The 17,810-nt window shown below is 58.2% G+C and carries 17 protein-coding genes and 1 rRNA gene; 9 read left to right on the top strand and 9 right to left on the bottom strand.

The features are described 5' to 3' along the window. The first annotated feature begins 102 nt into the window (after positions 1-102). Positions 103-218: ribosomal RNA gene (rrf, locus tag U6037_RS19870) — 5S ribosomal RNA — on the top strand. Positions 219-440: 222 nt separating this feature from the next. Beyond that, positions 441-2,333: a penicillin-binding protein 2 gene (mrdA, locus tag U6037_RS19865; RefSeq protein ID WP_322844258.1), complete on the top strand. Its 1,893-nt coding sequence runs from the start codon at positions 441-443 to the stop codon at positions 2,331-2,333. Positions 2,334-2,390: 57 nt separating this feature from the next. Here the strand turns inward: mrdA and U6037_RS19860 are convergent, their stop codons facing one another. The 4 genes from U6037_RS19860 to U6037_RS19845 form a co-directional block, all read right to left on the bottom strand. Further along, positions 2,391-3,062 (bottom strand): hypothetical protein, encoded by a 672-nt coding sequence (locus U6037_RS19860; RefSeq protein WP_322844257.1) that lies wholly within the window; start codon positions 3,060-3,062, stop codon positions 2,391-2,393. Between the two features lie 84 nt (positions 3,063-3,146). Further along, a complete protein-coding gene (locus tag U6037_RS19855) occupies positions 3,147-3,353 on the bottom strand; it encodes a helix-turn-helix domain-containing protein (RefSeq protein WP_007910409.1) in 207 nt (68 codons plus the stop codon). Positions 3,354-3,362: 9 nt separating this feature from the next. Then, the gene (locus U6037_RS19850; RefSeq protein ID WP_322844256.1) at positions 3,363-3,968 is read right to left on the bottom strand and encodes a hypothetical protein; all 606 of its coding nucleotides are present in this window, start codon (positions 3,966-3,968) and stop codon (positions 3,363-3,365) included. A 298-nt stretch (positions 3,969-4,266) separates the two neighbouring features. Beyond that, positions 4,267-4,905: an NAD(P)H-dependent oxidoreductase gene (locus tag U6037_RS19845; protein WP_322844255.1), complete on the bottom strand. Its 639-nt coding sequence runs from the start codon at positions 4,903-4,905 to the stop codon at positions 4,267-4,269. A 114-nt stretch (positions 4,906-5,019) separates the two neighbouring features. Between U6037_RS19845 and U6037_RS19840 the strand changes: the two genes are divergently transcribed. Next, entirely contained in the window at positions 5,020-5,460 is a 441-nt protein-coding gene (locus tag U6037_RS19840; RefSeq protein ID WP_322844254.1) for a MerR family transcriptional regulator, read from the top strand. 73 nt (positions 5,461-5,533) lie between these two features. Here U6037_RS19840 and U6037_RS19835 read toward each other — a convergent pair whose 3' ends face one another. Next, positions 5,534-5,938 carry a lysozyme inhibitor LprI family protein gene (locus U6037_RS19835; RefSeq protein ID WP_322844253.1) on the bottom strand — a complete coding sequence of 135 codons (405 nt, stop codon included), beginning with the start codon at positions 5,936-5,938 and terminating at the stop codon, positions 5,534-5,536. Between the two features lie 51 nt (positions 5,939-5,989). After that, positions 5,990-6,283, bottom strand: a complete 294-nt coding sequence (locus tag U6037_RS19830) for a hypothetical protein (RefSeq protein ID WP_322844252.1) — start codon at positions 6,281-6,283, stop codon at positions 5,990-5,992. Between the two features lie 142 nt (positions 6,284-6,425). Between U6037_RS19830 and U6037_RS19825 the strand changes: the two genes are divergently transcribed. Continuing rightward, entirely contained in the window at positions 6,426-6,914 is a 489-nt protein-coding gene (locus U6037_RS19825) for an SRPBCC family protein (RefSeq protein WP_322844251.1), read from the top strand. Further along, entirely contained in the window at positions 6,901-7,716 is an 816-nt protein-coding gene (locus U6037_RS19820) for an aminoglycoside phosphotransferase family protein (protein WP_322844250.1), read from the top strand. Before U6037_RS19825 ends, U6037_RS19820 begins: the two co-directional genes overlap by 14 nt. Before the next feature lie 325 nt (positions 7,717-8,041). Here the strand turns inward: U6037_RS19820 and acnA are convergent, their stop codons facing one another. Continuing rightward, the gene (gene acnA, locus U6037_RS19815; protein WP_322844249.1) at positions 8,042-10,783 is read right to left on the bottom strand and encodes an aconitate hydratase AcnA; all 2,742 of its coding nucleotides are present in this window, start codon (positions 10,781-10,783) and stop codon (positions 8,042-8,044) included. A 222-nt stretch (positions 10,784-11,005) separates the two neighbouring features. Here acnA and rlmM point away from each other — a divergent pair, with 222 nt between their 5' ends. After that, positions 11,006-12,079 carry a 23S rRNA (cytidine(2498)-2'-O)-methyltransferase RlmM gene (gene rlmM, locus U6037_RS19810; RefSeq protein ID WP_322844248.1) on the top strand — a complete coding sequence of 358 codons (1,074 nt, stop codon included), beginning with the start codon at positions 11,006-11,008 and terminating at the stop codon, positions 12,077-12,079. Between the two features lie 163 nt (positions 12,080-12,242). After that, positions 12,243-12,494, top strand: a complete 252-nt coding sequence (gene tusA, locus U6037_RS19805) for a sulfurtransferase TusA (protein ID WP_160058828.1) — start codon at positions 12,243-12,245, stop codon at positions 12,492-12,494. A gap of 136 nt (positions 12,495-12,630) precedes the next feature. Here tusA and U6037_RS19800 read toward each other — a convergent pair whose 3' ends face one another. Then, positions 12,631-14,040: an MATE family efflux transporter gene (locus U6037_RS19800; RefSeq protein WP_150709091.1), complete on the bottom strand. Its 1,410-nt coding sequence runs from the start codon at positions 14,038-14,040 to the stop codon at positions 12,631-12,633. A gap of 159 nt (positions 14,041-14,199) precedes the next feature. On the opposite strand from U6037_RS19800, the gene pdxB reads away from it, so the two are divergent. Beyond that, positions 14,200-15,342 (top strand): 4-phosphoerythronate dehydrogenase PdxB, encoded by a 1,143-nt coding sequence (gene pdxB / locus U6037_RS19795; RefSeq protein ID WP_322844247.1) that lies wholly within the window; start codon positions 14,200-14,202, stop codon positions 15,340-15,342. A 168-nt stretch (positions 15,343-15,510) separates the two neighbouring features. Here the strand turns inward: pdxB and U6037_RS19790 are convergent, their stop codons facing one another. Then, positions 15,511-15,690, bottom strand: coding sequence for a PA1571 family protein (locus tag U6037_RS19790; protein WP_322844246.1), 180 nt, complete (start codon positions 15,688-15,690; stop codon positions 15,511-15,513). Between the two features lie 256 nt (positions 15,691-15,946). Between U6037_RS19790 and U6037_RS19785 the strand changes: the two genes are divergently transcribed. Further along, positions 15,947-17,725 (top strand): ABC transporter transmembrane domain-containing protein, encoded by a 1,779-nt coding sequence (locus U6037_RS19785; protein ID WP_322844245.1) that lies wholly within the window; start codon positions 15,947-15,949, stop codon positions 17,723-17,725. The last annotated feature ends 85 nt before the right edge of the window (positions 17,726-17,810 follow it).

The following is a 17,810-nucleotide window of genomic DNA, read 5'->3' as shown; positions in this document are numbered from 1 at the left end:
AAGTTCGACTGCACCTAAAAAGGCAGCACAAAACACCGAAAACTATCACGTACCCAATTTGCTGAAGCGAGACCATAAGGTCACGACTCGGTACCCGAATTTCTTGACGACCATAGAGCGTTGGAACCACCTGATCCCATCCCGAACTCAGCAGTGAAACGATGCATCGCCGATGGTAGTGTGGGGTTTCCCCATGTGAGAGTAGGTCATCGTCAAGATTAAATTCCGAAACCCCAATTGCGAAAGCAGTTGGGGTTTTGTTTTGCCCGCAGGAAAGTTTTCGCGGGACAACGCTGTCCCAGCCGTCGCAAGCAATGGCCATTGGGGAAATTCCTTCTGAACTGACCGGGCAGTTTTTGGTATGGTGCAGCTCGTTTTTTAACGGACTGATGTCATGCCCACGGATCGGCACTCATTTATGTCAAAGAGTTGCTGTAGAAATGCCTGAACCCATCCCGATCAAGGATCACGAAAAAGAGACGCGACTGGTCAACAAGCGGTTGATCGCCTGCGCCTTGTTTGTCTTCGCCGTCAGCTGTGCCCTGGTGGTGCGTCTGTACATCCTGCAAGTGGTGGAGTTCGACTACCACTCGACCATCTCCGAAAACAATCGCGTCCACGTCTTGCCGATCCCGCCAACACGCGGCTTGATCTACGATCGCAATGGCGTGTTGCTCGCCGATAACCGCCCCAGTTTCAATCTGACCATCACCCGCGAACGCGCCACCGACGTCAATCAAGAACTGGACGAAGTCATCAACCTTCTCCACCTGCCAGCAGAAGATCGCACCGTCTTCGACAAGGCCATGAAGCAATCCCGCCACCCGTTCACGCCGGTGACGCTGTTCTATGAGCTGACGGAAGAGCAAATTGCCGTACTGGCCGTCAACGAGTTCCGTCTTCCCGGCCTCGATGTCGAGCCGCAGTTCGTCCGCCACTACCCACTCGGCGCACACTTTGCCCACTCGATCGGTTACGTTGGCCGGATCAACGAGAAAGAATCCAAGAGCCTCGATTCGGTCGAGTACCGTGGTACCCAATCCATCGGTAAAACCGGTATCGAGCGTTTCTACGAAGCTCAGTTACATGGCCATGTCGGTTACGAAGAGGTGGAAACCAACGCTCAAGGTCGCGTACTCCGTGTTTTGAAACACACCGACCCGGTGCCCGGTCAGAACATCGTCCTGAGCCTCGACATCAAGCTGCAGGAAGCTGCCGAAGCCGCTCTGGGTGATCGCCGTGGTTCGGTGGTTGCGCTCGATCCGTCGACCGGTGAAGTGTTGGCCATGGTCAGCAATCCGAGCTTTGATCCAAATCTGTTCGTCACTGGCATCAGCTCCAAGGAATACTCGGCACTGAGGGATTCGATCGACCGGCCGTTGTTTAACCGCGTACTGCGCGGACTTTACGCGCCAGGCTCGACGATCAAACCAGAAGTAGCCATCGCAGGCCTCGACGCCGGTGTCGTGACGCCGCAGACCCGCGTCTTCGATCCCGGTTATTACCAACTCCCGGACTTCGATCACAAGTACCGCAACTGGAACCACAGCGGCGACGGCTGGGTGGACATGGACGCGGCGATCATGCGCTCCAACGACACCTACTTCTATGACTTGGCGCACAAGCTCGGTATCGACCGTCTGCACGATTACATGGCGATGTTCGGCCTTGGCGAGAAAGTCTCGCTGGACATGTTTGAGGAGTCGCCCGGTCTGATGCCATCGCAAGCTTGGAAGCGCGCGACGCGCCGCCAGGCGTGGTTCCCGGGGGAAACGGTCATCCTCGGCATTGGCCAGGGCTATATGCAGGTCACGCCGTTGCAACTGGCGCAAGCCACGGCGTTGATTGCCAACAAAGGCGTATGGAATCGTCCGCACCTGGCCAAGACCGTCGATGGTGTCGCTCCGGTCGACGAGCATCCGATGCCGAACATTCTGCTCAAGGATCCGCGTGACTGGGAGCAGGTCAACCACGGCATGCAGATGGTGATGCACGATGCCCGAGGCATCGCCCGCGCGGCAGCGGCCGGTGCGCAATACCGCATCGCTGGCAAGAGCGGTACGGCGCAAGTGGTGGCGATCAAGCAGGGCGAACGCTACAACCGTGAGAAAACCCTCGAACGGCACCGCGATAACGCCTTGTTTGTCGGTTTTGCCCCGGCCGAACATCCGAAGATCGCGATTTCGGTGATGATCGAAAACGGTGAGGCTGGTGGTCGTGTCGCCGGTCCCGTGGTGCGGCAAATCATGGACGCCTGGTTACTCGACCAGGACGGCCATCTCAAGCCGCAATACGCGGCACCGACCAAGGCGCCGGGTGATCCGCACGTTTAACGGTCCACAACCACGGCTCATGCTATTTGAGCCGTGGTTGTGAGTGGTCTGCAAAGCCTATTTGCAGCTGTAACCCTCGGGCATCGTGACGCTGTAATTGCGCTGTACACGCTCCTCAAAGCTCAGGTTCTGCAAACCTTGCTCCACCAGAAACGCTTCGACTTTGGCGGACTGGCAGTCATCGTTATAGGACGAGGCCCGAAGCAGGTAGACCGTGCGTTTGCTGGCTTCATCCCGGGCAGTGGCATTGAACGTAGTGAGCGTGGTGTAACCGGTTCGCTCTGAGGTGCCTATCGGGCCATAAGTCGTGTTGGGTGTACTCGTGCAGGTCAGCCGATCGTCTTTTTTCTTGCTGTTCTTGCACACGGTAGAGGTGCTGGTCGGCACCTGCCCATACTCGGTGGCGGTATAGCGGTAAGTCACCTGCCGACTGCCAATGTCGAGGCTGACCGTCATGTTTATCGGCGCATGGTTCTTTGGCAAGCTGGCGTCGGTGTAGACCTCCCGGTAGCCCCGGTCTTTCAGCGCGTTAACCATGTCGCGAAGATAGTAGCGGGCATTCAGGGCGTTTTCGTCGCTACCGCCTGCTGATGTCACAAGAACAGTTGCCTTTCGATCAAATTGATAGTCCGGATCAGGTGTCGCATTTAGCGCTACGTCCATTTGTGTAGCGCAGCCGCTGATCAACACTGTCAGTGACAACAGCGCGCAAAGTAAAAACCGGGTCATGACAACGTCGCCTTACAAACAAGGATTGAATAAAAGTTAAACGGTGGGGACTGGCGACAATTAACTCGCGTTTATGCGCAAGGCTCAGTCTTTCTGGTATTCCAGCAGATCGCCTGGCTGGCAATCGAGTGCGGCGCAGAGTTTGTCGAGGGTGGCCATCTTCACGCCCTTGACCTTGCCATTTTTCAGTAATGACAGGTTGGCCTCGGTAATGCCCAGCAGGCTGGCCAGCTCTTTCGAGCGAATTTTTTGCGTGGCCATGACAACGTCAAGGCGGACGATAATGGTCATTGTGTTGTTCTATATGTATTGACTTTGCTCATCGCTGAGTACTTTTGCATCGCGCATGATAATTGAAAATAAACACAGCAAAACCCCTTTGATAATCTCGTAGGCCGATGAGGACGACAGGCCGATCGAGAACTGAAAAATGCGATCCCCGGGCGGCAGATCGATAGACAGTGTCAAACCTTGCAAGGTCTCTACCAGTGGGTAGGTTGCAGGAGAAATGATGCACAGAATCCCCACTCGCCAAAGAACCCTGATATTTCGGTCGGTCCAGGTCTCACCGCGGGACAAGCGCAGGAAAAACAGGCCGGTCAGCCAGAGCACGTAGGTCGAGAGCAGTACGGGCAGGAAGTCCAGCACCACGAGCAGCGCGGTGACCAATGGCGATAGCCAAGTGTCGGGAGCAAGTAGTGCGCCTTCGACAAACGGGTCAAGTAATTGCGGTGAGTTTTCGGCGAAGGCGTAGAGCAAAGCTGCGAGCATTTCATCCGTTTTAAAGAACCAGATCGAAGCGTTGCCCCCGACCTCGGTCACCCCTAAAACCCAGACAAGAATCGCTGCCAGTAGTCCGACCCAATGCATGCGCTGCAGTGCCAATCCGTTGTTACGAGTACTCATGGAAAATCCTTGCGGTGTCATTGGGAATGACTAATTCTCGATGTTAAATTATCGAATGGCAATAATAAATTGTTCTTGTTTTGTGAAGGAGCACCATCGGTGTCGGGAAGCCAAGCCGCAGAATGAACCTGCGTTCAACTGATTCGAGGGGATTTCAGTGTCGATATGCTCTCCAATTCAAAGCAAGTCGAGAGCAGGGGAGGGACGCGATCCATTCGGTGGCCGCTGGTATTCAGGAATTGGTTAGAGCGGGGACACACGCCGCTGGCATGCTTCAGTCGGCCCGCTCTCGTAGGGCTTACTTGATCTCGGTAATGAAGTTTTCCCGCGAGCGGCGAACCTTTTTCAAGTTGACCAACCAGTCTCCTTCAGTGGCTCGATGGCCCAGCGGCAGAATTACCACACTGCGCAAGTTGCGGGCCGCGAGCCCGAGAATTTCATCGATGGCTGCCGGGTCGAAACCTTCCATCGGTGTCGCGTCGACTTCTTCAAATGCCGCAGCAATCAGCGCCGAGCCCAGGCCGATATAAGCCTGTCGCGCAGCCGCTTGATAATTAGCTTCCTTGCCACGTTCAGCAACAATGCCCAAGAGCATCTGACGGTAATTTTCCCATCCTTCGTTAACGGTCCCGCGTACTTCGTTAGTCAGGTCAAACATCATGTTGACCCGCTCCGCCGTGATGTCGTCCCACGCAGCAAACACCAACAAATGAGAACAGTCGGTAACCTGCTGCTGATTCCAGCTGACGGCTTTGATCTTTTCGCGAACCTCTGCATTGGTCACTACGAGCAATTCAAAAGGCTGCAGTCCACTTGATGTCGGCGTTAACCGCACCGCTTCCAGAATGCGCTCGATTTTTTCATCGGACACAGTCCGGGATGGGTCGTACTTTTTCGTTGCGTAGCGCCATTTCAGCAGGTCTGTCAGTGTGCTCATCATCAAATTCCATAAAGGTGAAAGATGTTCAGGTGGGTCAATAACGACTGGCTGTCGTGCTGAGCCTGGGCTTATGCTAACGATTAAAGCCAACTTGAAGGTCAAGCAGTTTTTATGAAGATTGGAGAAGTTTCCAAGCGCACCGGTGTTGCCGCTTCGGCCATTCGCTATTACGAGGAGCAAGGTTTGCTGGAGCCTTCTACCCGTGACGCCAATGGATATCGCCATTACGCAGAGGCGGCTGTTGCCCGATTAATATTGGTGCGCGACGCGCAGCGGCTCGGTTTTTCTCTCGACACCATTCGCGGTCTGTTCCTGCAGGATGGCAGTTGTTCGAAATCGCTGACCATCGAGCAAATCGATATCCGTATGGATGAGATACGACAGATCGAGGCCAACCTGGCAATGCAACGTGAGGGATTGTTACGGCTACGGCATGTGCTGGAGGAGAGTCTGCGTAGTGGTGCACCTGTCGTGTGCGCGACTGTGCACAGGGCCGATTCGCACAGGTCTGAGCAAAACATGATCGTGCGCAACGCATTGCAAGGGCGTTGACCCACATTTGAAAAGCGTTCCAATGTGGGAGCGAGCCTGCTCGCGAAAGATCCCTCAATACCGCCGCAAAAAATCAGGCCCCAGGCACCGGGCAGCTCATGTCACCTTCTTCACACTTCAAATACTGTTTCAGCGACTCAACCCGCAGCTTGGTCACCCCCGTCAGACAACTGCTGTAAACCCACGGATAAACGCTCCCGCCAGTAACTCCCGATGATGAAAACTTGCACTCGGCATCCCGAAATCCGAGCCACGCCCGCTGCGCGCTGACCAATAGCTTCTTGCCATCCGGGTTGTCCTTCAAACGCCCGGTGATCTGTTGGTACACGTTGTTCAAATCCTTGTCCGCCGCTTTGAAGTCCTGCCCGGCGCACTGATTCATCGTCGCTTGATCGCTGGCATTGGCGCAGTCGACGGCGGCGTGGGCGAGGGGAGTGAACAGAAAGGGGGTCAGGGCCAGAAGCAGGCGTGGGGACATCGGAGTTCTCGCTGTAGATATCAGAAATAGCAGGCATTGTAGCGATGAGATTCAACTGCCGCTGTAGCCGCGCAGACGCATGCAATCATTGGTCAGTTCGATTTGTTTCTCGGCCACCACGATGCCATCACCCACGCCGGCGCCGACAGCGGCCTCCATGCTTTTATTCGAAGGTGTGCTGCTGTAACTGGCCGTTGCTGATTTGGCCTGGTACTGACACTCAGCCTTGTCGTGGTCAATCGCCGTCTGGGTCGCGCCCGCTTTGCTCCAGTGATCGACGGAGGTGACGCAAGCGCAAAGCGTCAGCAGCAACGTGCATAGGCTGATGAATCGCAAAAACTGCATGGTGTGTTCCGCCACGTGGGGAAATAACTAATCAGTGTAGACACTGCGGTGCACCTTCGATGTCTACCAAATAGCCGCTTGATACAACTTCACATTGGACATGTGGTCATACAGTCCTAGTGTTCAGAACAGGAGGTGACGTATGAAACCAGTACCCAATAGTTTCGAACGCAAGATTTCGCTGAAGGCGCCGCGTTCCCATGTCTGGCGTGCATTGGTCGATGCCGAGGCGTTTGGCCAGTGGTTTGGCGTGGCGCTGGAGGGCAGGCGGTTTATTGCCGGCGAATGGACGCAAGGGCAGGTCACGTATCCGGGTTATGAACATGTGCTATGGAATGTGCTGATCGAGCGGGTCGAGCCGCAGCAGTTGTTTTCCTTTCGTTGGCATCCGTATGCGGTGAACCCGAAAATCGACTATTCCCAGGAGCCGACCACGCTGGTCAAATTCGAGCTGCAGGATTACGAGGACGGCACACTTCTCAAGGTTTCCGAGTCGGGTTTCGCGCATATTCCCGATGTTCGCCAGAAAGAGGCCTATTTCATGGACAGCCGTGGCTGGGAAGAGCAGTTGAGCCGGCTCGAACAGTTTCTTGCCGAGAGCGCCAAGGTCCGCGAGCGTGACGGTGGCTGATATTTTCGAACCCTGGCTGAAGCGCTGGGCACTGGTGCCGGATGGCGCGCCGATCATCACGCCCGGCAGCCGTCTGTTGCCGGTACGCCTGAACGACACACCGGCGATGCTCAAGGTGGCGCTGGATGTCGACGAGAAGTACGGCAATCGGCTGATGACCTGGTGGGACGGTGACGGTGCTGCGCAAGTCTTGGCTCATCATGAGGATGGCCTGCTGATGGAACGCGCTATGGGCCGGCGCTCGCTGATGCACATGGCAATGCATGGCGAAGATGACGAGGCGAGCCGGATTCTCTGTTCGGCGCTGGCGCGATTGCATGCACCGCGTGAAACGCCGCCTCCGCCGCTGGTGGAGTTGGGGCCATGGTTTGCTTCGCTGCGCATCGCGGCTGCACAACATGGCGGTCTCTACGCTCTGAGCCTGCAAGCCGCTGAAAACTTGCTCGCTAACCCACAGGATGTCGTGGTGCTGCACGGCGACATGCATCACGACAATGTGCTGGATTTCCAATCGCGTGGCTGGCTGGCCATCGATCCGAAACGGGTCAAGGGCGAGCGCGGCTTTGATTACGCCAATCTGATTTGCAACCCGGACTTGCCGACAGCCACCGATCCCCAGCGTTTTCGCCGGCAGCTGGATGTGATTGTCGAGGCTGCCGGGCTTGATCGACGCAGGCTGCTGCAATGGGTGCTGGCGTTCGCCGGTTTGTCCGCAGCCTGGTTTTTGGAGGATGACGCGCTGGAACAGGCCTCGGGGCAACTGAAAGTCGCGCAGATCGCGGCATCCATGCTTGATGCCTGACACGGCTAGGGGTTTTCGGAAGGGTTGCTATGGCGAATGTCTTACACGCGCTGGTAGCTTTTACGACTATTGCTGATTGGATCCACTGCGTAATCTACACACATCAACTGAGACACAGGGAGTGTTTCAGGATCACGGATGATCGACCATTTGCAAGGATCGCTGCCGACAGGGAGTCGATAATGGTCTTGGGAAAAACCCGCTTCGGCGGGTTTTTTTTTCGCCTGTATGTAGGAGCTGCCGCAGGCTGCGATCTTTTGACTTTGGCTTTAAAAGCAAGATCAAAAGATCGCAGCCTGCGGCAGCTCCTACTTTGGTTTGTGCGTTACGAGGCGATCAACTGGCGCAGAACGTAATGCAGGATCCCGCCCGACTTGAAGTACTCCACCTCATTCAACGTATCGATCCGGCACAACACCTCGATCTTCTCTTGGCGTCCGTCCTCACGGGTAATCACCAGCGGCAAATTCATTCGCGGTGTCAGCTCGACACCGGTCAATCCCTGAATCTCGAAAGTCTCTTTGCCCGTCAGGTTGAGGCTCTTGCGGTTCTGATCAAGCTTGAATTGCAACGGCAACACACCCATGCCCACCAGGTTGGAACGGTGAATTCGCTCGAAGCTTTCGGCGATCACTGCTTTGACACCCAGCAGATTGGTGCCCTTGGCCGCCCAGTCACGACTGGAGCCGGTGCCGTATTCTTGCCCGGCAATCACCACCAGCGGCGTGCCGGAAGCCTGATACTTCATCGCTGCATCGTAGATCGCCAGTTTCTCGCCGGTTGGAATGTAGATCGTGTTGCCACCTTCTTCACCGCCGAGCATTTCATTGCGAATACGGATGTTGGCGAAGGTGCCGCGCATCATCACTTCATGATTGCCACGACGTGAGCCGTAAGAGTTGAAGTCCCGTGGTTCCACGCCTTTTTCGCGCAGATAACGCCCGGCCGGGCTGTCGGCCTTGATGTTGCCGGCGGGGGAGATGTGGTCGGTGGTCACCGAGTCGCCGAGCAGGGCCAACACCCGCGCACCTTTGACGTCCCTGATTTCCGGCAGCGGTCCGGAAATATCGTCGAAGAACGGTGGATGCTGAATGTAGGTGGAATCGTCCTGCCAAACATAGGTCGCGGCTTGCGGCACTTCGATGGCCTGCCATTGTTCATCACCGGCGAACACCTCGGCGTATTCCTTGTGGAACATCGCCGTGTTGACCTGACTCACCGCATCGGCGATCTCTTTACTCGATGGCCAGATATCGCGCAGATACACCGGGTTACCTTGCTGATCCTCGCCCAGCGGTTCGCTGCTGATGTCGCTGCGCACGCTACCGGCCAAGGCATAGGCGACCACCAGCGGCGGTGAGGCCAGCCAGTTGGTTTTCACCAGCGGATGCACGCGGCCTTCAAAGTTGCGGTTGCCGGAGAGCACCGAAGCGACAGTGAGATCGGCCTTCTGGATGGCTTTTTCGATTGGCTCGGGCAGCGGTCCGGAGTTGCCGATGCAGGTGGTGCAGCCATAACCGACCAGCGAAAAGCCGAGCTGGTCGAGATATTGCGTCAGCCCCGCGGCCTTGTAGTAGTCGGTGACCACTTTCGAGCCGGGTGCCAGCGAACTCTTCACCCACGGTTTGCGGGTCAGGCCTTTCTCAACCGCCTTTTTCGCCAACAGCCCGGCGGCCATCATCACGCTCGGGTTAGAGGTGTTGGTGCAGGAGGTGATCGCGGCGATGACCACCGCGCCGTTTTTCAGGCGGTAGGTGTGGCCCTCGTATTCATATTCGGTTTCACCGACCAGATCGGCATTGCCCACCGCGACGCCGCCACCGCCCTCACTTTCCAGGCGTCCTTCTTCTTTACTGGTAGGTTTGAATTGCAGATCCATGAAGTCACTGAACGCTTGGGCGACATTCGGCAGCGACACGCGATCCTGTGGGCGTTTCGGCCCGGCGAGGCTGGCTTCGACGCTGCCCATGTCCAGCGCCAGGCTGTCGGTGAACACCGGCTCCTGACCGGGCAGACGCCACAGGCCTTGAGCCTTGGTATAGGCCTCCACCAGCTTCACCACCTCAGGTGGCCGGCCGGACAGGCGCAGATATTCCAGCGTCACGTCATCGACCGGGAAGAAGCCGCACGTCGCGCCGTATTCCGGGGCCATGTTGGCGATGGTCGCGCGGTCGGCCAGCGGCAGGTCGGCAAGGCCGTCACCGTAGAACTCGACGAATTTGCCGACCACGCCTTTCTTGCGCAGCATTTGCGTGACGGTCAGCACCAGGTCGGTGGCGGTGATGCCTTCCTTGAGTTTGCCGGTCAGTTTGAAGCCGATCACTTCCGGAATCAGCATCGACACCGGCTGCCCAAGCATCGCCGCTTCGGCTTCGATTCCGCCGACGCCCCAGCCGAGTACGCCGAGGCCGTTGATCATCGTTGTGTGCGAGTCGGTGCCGACCAGCGTGTCGGGGAAGGCGTAGGTGCGGCCGTCCTCATCCTTGGTCCACACGGTGCGGCCAAGGTATTCGAGGTTGACCTGGTGGCAGATACCAGTGCCCGGTGGCACCACGCTAAAGTTATCGAAGGCGCTCTGGCCCCAACGCAGGAACGCATAACGTTCGCCGTTGCGCTGCATTTCGATGTCGACGTTCTGCTCGAACGCGCTGGCGGTGGCGAATTTGTCGACCATCACCGAGTGGTCGATCACCAGATCCATCGGCGATAGCGGATTGATTCGCTGCGGATCGCCGCCGGCCTTGGCCATCGCCGCACGCATCGCGGCGAGGTCGACCACGGCGGGGACGCCGGTAAAATCCTGCATCAACACGCGGGCAGGGCGGTATTGAATCTCGCGGTCGGAGCGGCGCTCCTTGAGCCACGCGGCAATCGCCTTGAGGTCGGCGCCGGTGACGGTTTTTTCATCTTCCCAGCGCAGCAGGTTTTCCAGCAGGACTTTCAGCGACATTGGCAGCTTGTCGAGGTCGCCCAGGCTTTTGGCGGCATCCGGCAGGCTGAAATAATGGTAGGTCTTTTGGTCGATCTGCAGTGTTTTGAGGGTCTTCAGACTATCGAGGGACGGCATTACGATCACTCCTTTGAATCCGCACGGCTACGGATTGAGGGGACGGGCAGAGCTATCAACGTAGCCCTGTTTTCATTAGCTGGCTAATAACTGGACTCTATGAGCGGAACCAAGGTTCCGACATCGGCTATCATGCGCCGGTTTTCGTGACAGGCTTTGCTGCAACGCAAGGCCTGAGCATCGCGCAGCGGCCGAATTACCGCCCGCTGCCCAGGAGTAAGAATGAACACCCTATTCATGCATTGCCGGCCAGGCTTCGAAGGCGAAGTCTGTTCGGAGATTTCCGACCTCGCCGCGCAACTCAACGTGGCCGGCTACGCCAAGGCCAAAGCCGCCACAGCCTGCGCCGAGTTTGTCTGCACCGAAGAAGACGGCGCCGAGCGCCTGATGCGCGGGCAGCGCTTTGCCGAACTGATCTTCCCGCGCCAATGGGCGCGCGGGGTTTTCATCGATCTGCCGGAAAACGATCGCATCAGCGTGATCCTCGCGCACATGGCCGATTTCCCGGTGTGTGGCAGCCTGTGGCTGGAAGTCGTTGATACCAATGACGGCAAAGAACTGTCGAACTTCTGCAAAAAATTCGAAGGTCCGCTGCGCAAAGCGCTGACCGGCGCCGGCAAACTGGTGGAGGACGCGAACAAGCCACGCCTTTTGCTGACTTTCAAAAGTGGTCGTGAAGTGTTTCTCGGTATGGCCGATGCCGGTAACTCGGCGATGTGGCCCATGGGCATTCCGCGCCTGAAGTTCCCGCGTGAAGCGCCGAGCCGTTCGACGCTGAAGCTGGAAGAAGCGTGGCACCACTTCATCCCGCGTGATCAGTGGGAAGATCGTCTGCACAGCGACATGACCGGCGTCGACCTCGGTGCCGCGCCGGGCGGCTGGACCTGGCAACTGGTCAACCGCGGCATGCTGGTGACCGCCATCGACAACGGCCCGATGGCTGAGAGCCTGATGGACACTGGTCTGGTCCAGCATTTGATGGCCGACGGTTTCACCTTCAAGCCCAAGCAACCGGTGGACTGGATGGTCTGCGACATCGTCGAGAAACCGGCGCGCAACGCCGCGATGCTTGAGGAGTGGATCGGCGAGGGGCATTGCCGCGAAGCAGTGGTCAACCTGAAGCTGCCGATGAAACAGCGTTACGCCGAAGTGAAGCGCCTGCTCGAACGCATTGCCGATGGCTTCAAAGCACGCGGGATCAAGGTCGATATCGGCTGCAAGCAGCTCTATCACGATCGCGAGGAAGTGACCTGCCACCTGCGCCGTCACGATACCAAGAAAGCCAAATCCCGCTGAAACAACACAAAACCCTGTAGGAGCTGCCGCAGGCTGCGATCTTTTGATCTTGAAAAGCAAAGATCGCAGCCTGCTGCAGCTCCTACAGGGGTGTGGCGTAACGCCACAGATGACCGAATACCCGGCAATGCGCGACAATGCCGGCCAGTTTCAGGAGTGAATCATGAGTGAAATGATCGATACCCCGGTCGACGGCACCCTCGATGCCACCGGCCTCAATTGCCCGGAGCCGGTAATGATGCTGCACCAGCACATCCGTGACCTGGTGCCCGGCGGCCTGCTCAAGGTGATCGCCACCGATCCATCGACCAAACGCGATATCCCCAAATTCTGCGTGTTTCTCGACCATGAACTGGTGGGCCAGCACGAAGAGGCCGGTACCTACCTGTACTGGATTCGCAAGAAACACGCCTGAACCCCAGGCGAACGCAAAACCAAATGTGGGAGCGAGCCTGCTCGCGAAAGCGGTATCTCAGTCACTGTTGATGGCGACTGACACACCGCATTCGCCAGCAGGCTGGCTCCCACATTTTTTTGTCCTGCGTCAGGGTTTAGCCCGCCGAACGACTGATCCGAATACGTTTGCGCGCGCTACGCGTCAACCGAATCGACAGCATCAACGCCGCACAGCTCAAGCCAACGATCAGACCCTGCCACAAACCGCTCGGGCCGCGTGGTTCGCCGAGCCAGTCGGTCAGACCGAGGGCATAGCCCACCGGCAAACCAATGCCCCAATAGGCGAAAAGGGTCAGGATCATCGTCACCCGAGTGTCCTGATAGCCACGCAGTGCGCCGGCGGCGGTTACCTGAATCGCGTCGGAAAACTGGAACAGCGCCGAATACACGATCAGCATCGCCGCGATGTGAATCACCGTCGGGTCAGCGGTGTAGATCGCCGCAATCGGTTCGCGCAGCAACAGCATCATGCTCGCCGACAGGCAAGCGTAAGCCAGCGCAGTGCCCATGCCGACGCCGGCAGCAAACCGTGCCTCGCGTGGTTCTTCGCGGCCCAGCGCCTGACCGACGCGCACGGTCACGGCCATGCCCAACGAATATGGAATCATGAACACCAGCGAGCTGACGTTCAGCGCAATCTGGTGCCCGGCGACCACGGTGGCACCGAGGCTGCCGATCAACAGCGCAATCACGGCAAAAATGCTCGACTCGGCAAACACCGCGATACCGATCGGCAGACCAATCCCCAGCAGACGCTTGATCACTGCCCATTGCGGCCAGTCGAAACGGCTGAAAATTTCGCTGGAACGATAGGCCGGCGCCCAGCGCTCATACCCGGCCAGCCCCAATGCCATTACCCACATCACGATCGCCGTGGCCCAGCCGCAACCAACACCGCCCATCGCCGGCACACCGAAGTGGCCATAAATGAAGATGTAGTTCAGCGGAATGTTCAGTGCCAGACCGCACAGGCCCAGCACCATTGCCGGGCGGGTACGGCCGATGCCGTCACTGGTGCAGCGCAGCACATGATAGAAGGCCACTGCCGGCAGACCACTGGCAATGCCGTGCAGGTATTGCATGCACGGACCGATCAGCTCGGGATCGACTTTCATCAAATGCAGCACCGGCTCGGCGGCCACCAGCATTGCGGTCGCGATCAGTCCGACCACCAGCGCGAGCCACAGCGCCTGACGCACGAGCGGGCCGATCTCGCTGTGGGTGCCGGCGCCGAAACGCTGGGCGACTTTCGGCGTGGTCGCCAGCAGGGTGCCGGTCATCAGCAGAAACACAGGGACCCAGATCGAGTTACCCAGCGCCACGGCCGCCAAATCCTTGGGCCCGACGCGGCCAGCCATCACCGCATCGACGAAGCCCATGGCCGTGGTTGCCAGTTGCGCGATGATGATCGGCAACGCCAGGGCGAGCAGGTTCTTGAACTCCAGGCGAATACGCGCGGGGCGGGTGAGGGAGACGGCGACAGGCTGATCAGTAACAGAATTCACGGGCAAAGCGTCCACAGGTGTTGATGCGCAAGGCGCCGCATTCTACGCCGCTGACGCCTTGGTCAGGAAAAATCCTCTGTTGCGGATTTGTAAGCGCAAAGCCTGCTGGCCCGGCGACCGATCTGCACCTAAACTGCCGATCCGCCAAAGGAGCCCGCCATGCTGATTGTTGCCGACGAAAATATCCCGCTGCTCGACGCCTTTTTTGCCGGTTTCGGCGAGATCCGCCGGGTGCCAGGCCGTTCCATCGACCGTGCGACGGTCGAGCAGGCCGACGTGTTGCTGGTGCGCTCGGTGACCAACGTCAACCGTGCGTTGCTTGAAGGCAGCAAGGTGCGTTTTGTCGGCACCTGCACCATCGGTACGGATCATCTGGATCTCGAGTACTTCAGTGAGGCCGGCATTACCTGGTCGAGTGCGCCTGGCTGTAACGCTCGGGGCGTGGTCGATTACGTGCTGGGCAGTCTGATGACGCTTGCCGAAATCGAAGGTGTCGATCTCACTCAACGGACTTACGGTGTCGTTGGTGCCGGCGAGGTAGGCGGGCGCCTGATCAAGGTCCTGAAGGGCCTGGGCTGGAACGTCAAAGTCTGCGATCCGCCGCGTCAGGCTGCCGAAGGGGGCGATTATGTCAGCCTGGAGCAGATCATCGAGCAGTGCGACGTGATCAGTCTGCACACGCCGCTGACTCGCAGTGGCGACGGCGCGACCTGGCATTTGTTCGAACAGTTGCGTTTGCAGCAACTCAAGCCCGGTGCTTGGTTGATCAATGCGGCGCGTGGCCCGGTGGTAGATAACGCCGCACTGCGCAACGTGCTGCTGGATCGTGAAGACCTGCAAGCCGTTCTCGATGTCTGGGAAGCCGAGCCCGAAGTTGACGTGGCGTTGGCCGAGCTTTGCGTATTGGCCACGCCGCACATTGCCGGTTACAGCCTTGATGGCAAGCAGCGCGGCACGGCGCAGATTTATCAGGCGTACTGCGAATTCATCGCTCAACCGGCGCGCATCCAGCTTGCTGATCTGTTGCCGTCACCGTGGTTGTCGCAAGTCACCTTGCATGCTGACAGCGATCCGGCGTGGGCGCTGGCGATGCTCTGCCGTGGCGTGTACGACCCGCGCCGCGATGACGCGGATTTTCGCCGCAGCCTTGTAGGTAATGTCGGCGAGCAGCGCGCGGCGTTCGATGTGTTGCGCAAGCAATATCCCGTGCGGCGTGAGATTGAAGGGCTGAAGGTGCGGATTGAAGGGGCGTCGCCAGAGTTGGCGAGGATCGTGGCGGCGCTGGGGGCGGTGGCTGTCTAGAAACCGGGTCGGCCCATTCGCGAGCAGGCTCGCTCCCACATGGATCTCACATTCACCGAAGAACTCCTGTGGGAGCGAGCCTGCTCGCGAAGGCCGCGCCACAAATGCCGGATCTGCAGACAGAAAAAACCCGGCCAAAGGGGCCGGGTCAGGAAGACAGTGGCTATATCACTCTTGTTCGGCAGGCTTGACCAATCGCTTCTCCAGTTCGCGGCACGCGTCCTGGATCATTTCTTCAGTGATCGGTACTTCACGCCCATCCTTATCCAGTATCGAGCAACCCAGAGATTGGCCGGGCTTGGTGCGGATCACTTCAATTTTGTCTTCGCTGCTGTGTTGCAAGGACATGGCCTGTCTCCTCATCAGGTTGTGCGCCTAGGGTAAAACCGCCACGTGACCAGGCTGTGACAGCGCCTTTCGATCCGTCATGAGCGGCCATTCCAGTCCAACAGAAATGACCGTTCGTCTCAACCGCGACGTTAGACCGATAGCAACTATGGCCTAGTCTTTGGGGGCATATTTAACCTGACTCATTGTGATTTACAGAGTTCCACCCCAAAGAAGGTTTACGCTAGCCCTTTCATCAACACGGATGCGTACCTGAATGACCCCGAAGCTTTCTTCCAGGCACCGGCGCGCCCTGCGTCTGACCAGCCGATTTCTGGCCCCTTACCGCTGGCAAGTCATCGGCGCGTTGCTGGCGTTGATCGTCACCGCTGCCGTCACGCTGTCGATGGGGCAGGGGATCAAATTGTTGGTCGACCGCGGCTTCATGACTCAGTCGCCGCATCAGCTCAACCAGAGCATCGGCATCTTCATGCTGATGGTGCTGGGGCTGGCGGTCGGCACGTTCGCGCGGTTTTACTGGGTGTCGTGGATCGGCGAGCGTTGCGTGGCCGATATTCGCCGCGAGGTGTTCAACCATCTGGTTTATCTGCACCCCGGCTTCTATGAGAACAACCGCAGTTCGGAGATCCAGTCGCGGCTGACCGCCGATACAACGCTGCTGCAGTCGGTGATCGGCTCATCGCTGTCGATGTTCCTGCGCAACCTGCTGATGGTCATTGGCGGTGTCATCCTGTTGTTCGTGACCAACGCGAAACTCACCAGCATTGTGGTGATTGCCTTGCCGTTCGTGGTTGCACCGATCCTGATTTTCGGCCGGCGCGTGCGCAATCTGTCGCGATTGAGCCAGGACCGGGTGGCCGATATCGGCAGCTATGTGTCGGAAACTCTCGGCCAGATCAAAACCGTGCAGGCCTACAACCACCAGGTCCAGGACGAGCGGCGTTTTGCGACAACGGTTGAGGACGCCTTCGACACAGCGCGCAAACGCATCTTTCAGCGCTCGTGGATGATCACCATGGTGATCGTGCTGGTGCTCGGCGCGGTGGCGGTGATGTTGTGGGTCGGCGGCATGGACGTGATTGCCGGGCGCATCACTGGAGGCGAACTGGCCGCGTTTGTGTTTTACAGCCTGATTGTTGGCAGCGCCATTGGCACGTTGAGTGAGGTGATCGGTGAGTTGCAACGTGCGGCAGGTGCCGCCGAACGAATCGCTGAGCTGCTGGGTTCGGAAAATATCATCCAGCCGCCCACTACCGGGCTGGTGACCCTGCCGCAGCGCGTGCGGGGCGAACTGCAACTGCAGGACGTGCGCTTTTCCTACCCCTCGCGCCCTGAAAGCTACGCAGTCAATGGCTTGAATCTGACCATCCGGGCCGGTGAGACGCTGGCGCTGGTCGGGCCGTCCGGCGCCGGCAAGTCCACGGTGTACGATTTGCTATTGCGCTTTTATGACCCCGTGGAAGGGCGGATCCTGATTGATGGCGTGCCGCTGACCAGCCTTGATCCGCTGGATCTGCGCCGTCACTTCGCTTTGGTATCGCAGTCGCCGGCGTTATTTTTCGGCAGCGTTGAAGAGAACATTCGGTACGGCAATCCGGGGGCGACGCTGGAGCAAGTCAAGGAAGCGGCAAGAATTGCTCACGCTCACGACTTCATCGAGAAAATGCCCAACGGTTACCAGACTCATCTCGGCGATGGTGGCCTCGGCCTCTCTGGTGGCCAGCGTCAGCGTCTGGCGATCGCCCGGGCGTTACTGGTCGACGCGCCGATTCTGCTGCTGGACGAAGCCACCAGCGCCCTCGATGCGCAGAGTGAGCATTTGATTCAGGAAGCGCTGCCGAGCCTGATGCAGAACCGCACCACGCTGGTGATCGCGCATCGACTGGCCACGGTGAAAAACGCTGACCGGATTGCGGTGATGGATCAGGGCAAGCTTGTGGCCATAGGTACTCATCAGGAACTGATTGCCAGCAATCCGCTGTATGCGCGGTTGGCGGCGTTGCAGTTCAATGATGGTCATGCGGTAGCTGTGTAGGAGCTGCCGGAGGCTGCGATATTTTGATGTAAAAATGCCCGCATGAAAATGCGGGCATTTTTGTTTGAATCAGAATCAAAAGATC

The organism is Pseudomonas sp. B33.4 (genome assembly GCF_034555375.1).
GTDB lineage: Bacteria > Pseudomonadota > Gammaproteobacteria > Pseudomonadales > Pseudomonadaceae > Aquipseudomonas.
This window is presented reverse-complemented; position numbering and strand designations above follow the sequence as displayed.

Coding starts and splice junctions, on each gene's coding strand:
- mrdA (WP_322844258.1), top strand. CDS start 441: ATGCCTGAACCCATCCCGATCAAGGATCACGAAAAAGAGACGCGACTG.
- U6037_RS19860 (WP_322844257.1), bottom strand. CDS start 3,062: ATGACCCGGTTTTTACTTTGCGCGCTGTTGTCACTGACAGTGTTGATC.
- U6037_RS19855 (WP_007910409.1), bottom strand. CDS start 3,353: ATGACCATTATCGTCCGCCTTGACGTTGTCATGGCCACGCAAAAAATT.
- U6037_RS19850 (WP_322844256.1), bottom strand. CDS start 3,968: ATGAGTACTCGTAACAACGGATTGGCACTGCAGCGCATGCATTGGGTC.
- U6037_RS19845 (WP_322844255.1), bottom strand. CDS start 4,905: ATGAGCACACTGACAGACCTGCTGAAATGGCGCTACGCAACGAAAAAG.
- U6037_RS19840 (WP_322844254.1), top strand. CDS start 5,020: ATGAAGATTGGAGAAGTTTCCAAGCGCACCGGTGTTGCCGCTTCGGCC.
- U6037_RS19835 (WP_322844253.1), bottom strand. CDS start 5,938: ATGTCCCCACGCCTGCTTCTGGCCCTGACCCCCTTTCTGTTCACTCCC.
- U6037_RS19830 (WP_322844252.1), bottom strand. CDS start 6,283: ATGCAGTTTTTGCGATTCATCAGCCTATGCACGTTGCTGCTGACGCTT.
- U6037_RS19825 (WP_322844251.1), top strand. CDS start 6,426: ATGAAACCAGTACCCAATAGTTTCGAACGCAAGATTTCGCTGAAGGCG.
- acnA (WP_322844249.1), bottom strand. CDS start 10,783: ATGCCGTCCCTCGATAGTCTGAAGACCCTCAAAACACTGCAGATCGAC.
- rlmM (WP_322844248.1), top strand. CDS start 11,006: ATGAACACCCTATTCATGCATTGCCGGCCAGGCTTCGAAGGCGAAGTC.
- tusA (WP_160058828.1), top strand. CDS start 12,243: ATGAGTGAAATGATCGATACCCCGGTCGACGGCACCCTCGATGCCACC.
- pdxB (WP_322844247.1), top strand. CDS start 14,200: ATGCTGATTGTTGCCGACGAAAATATCCCGCTGCTCGACGCCTTTTTT.
- U6037_RS19790 (WP_322844246.1), bottom strand. CDS start 15,690: ATGTCCTTGCAACACAGCAGCGAAGACAAAATTGAAGTGATCCGCACC.
- U6037_RS19785 (WP_322844245.1), top strand. CDS start 15,947: ATGACCCCGAAGCTTTCTTCCAGGCACCGGCGCGCCCTGCGTCTGACC.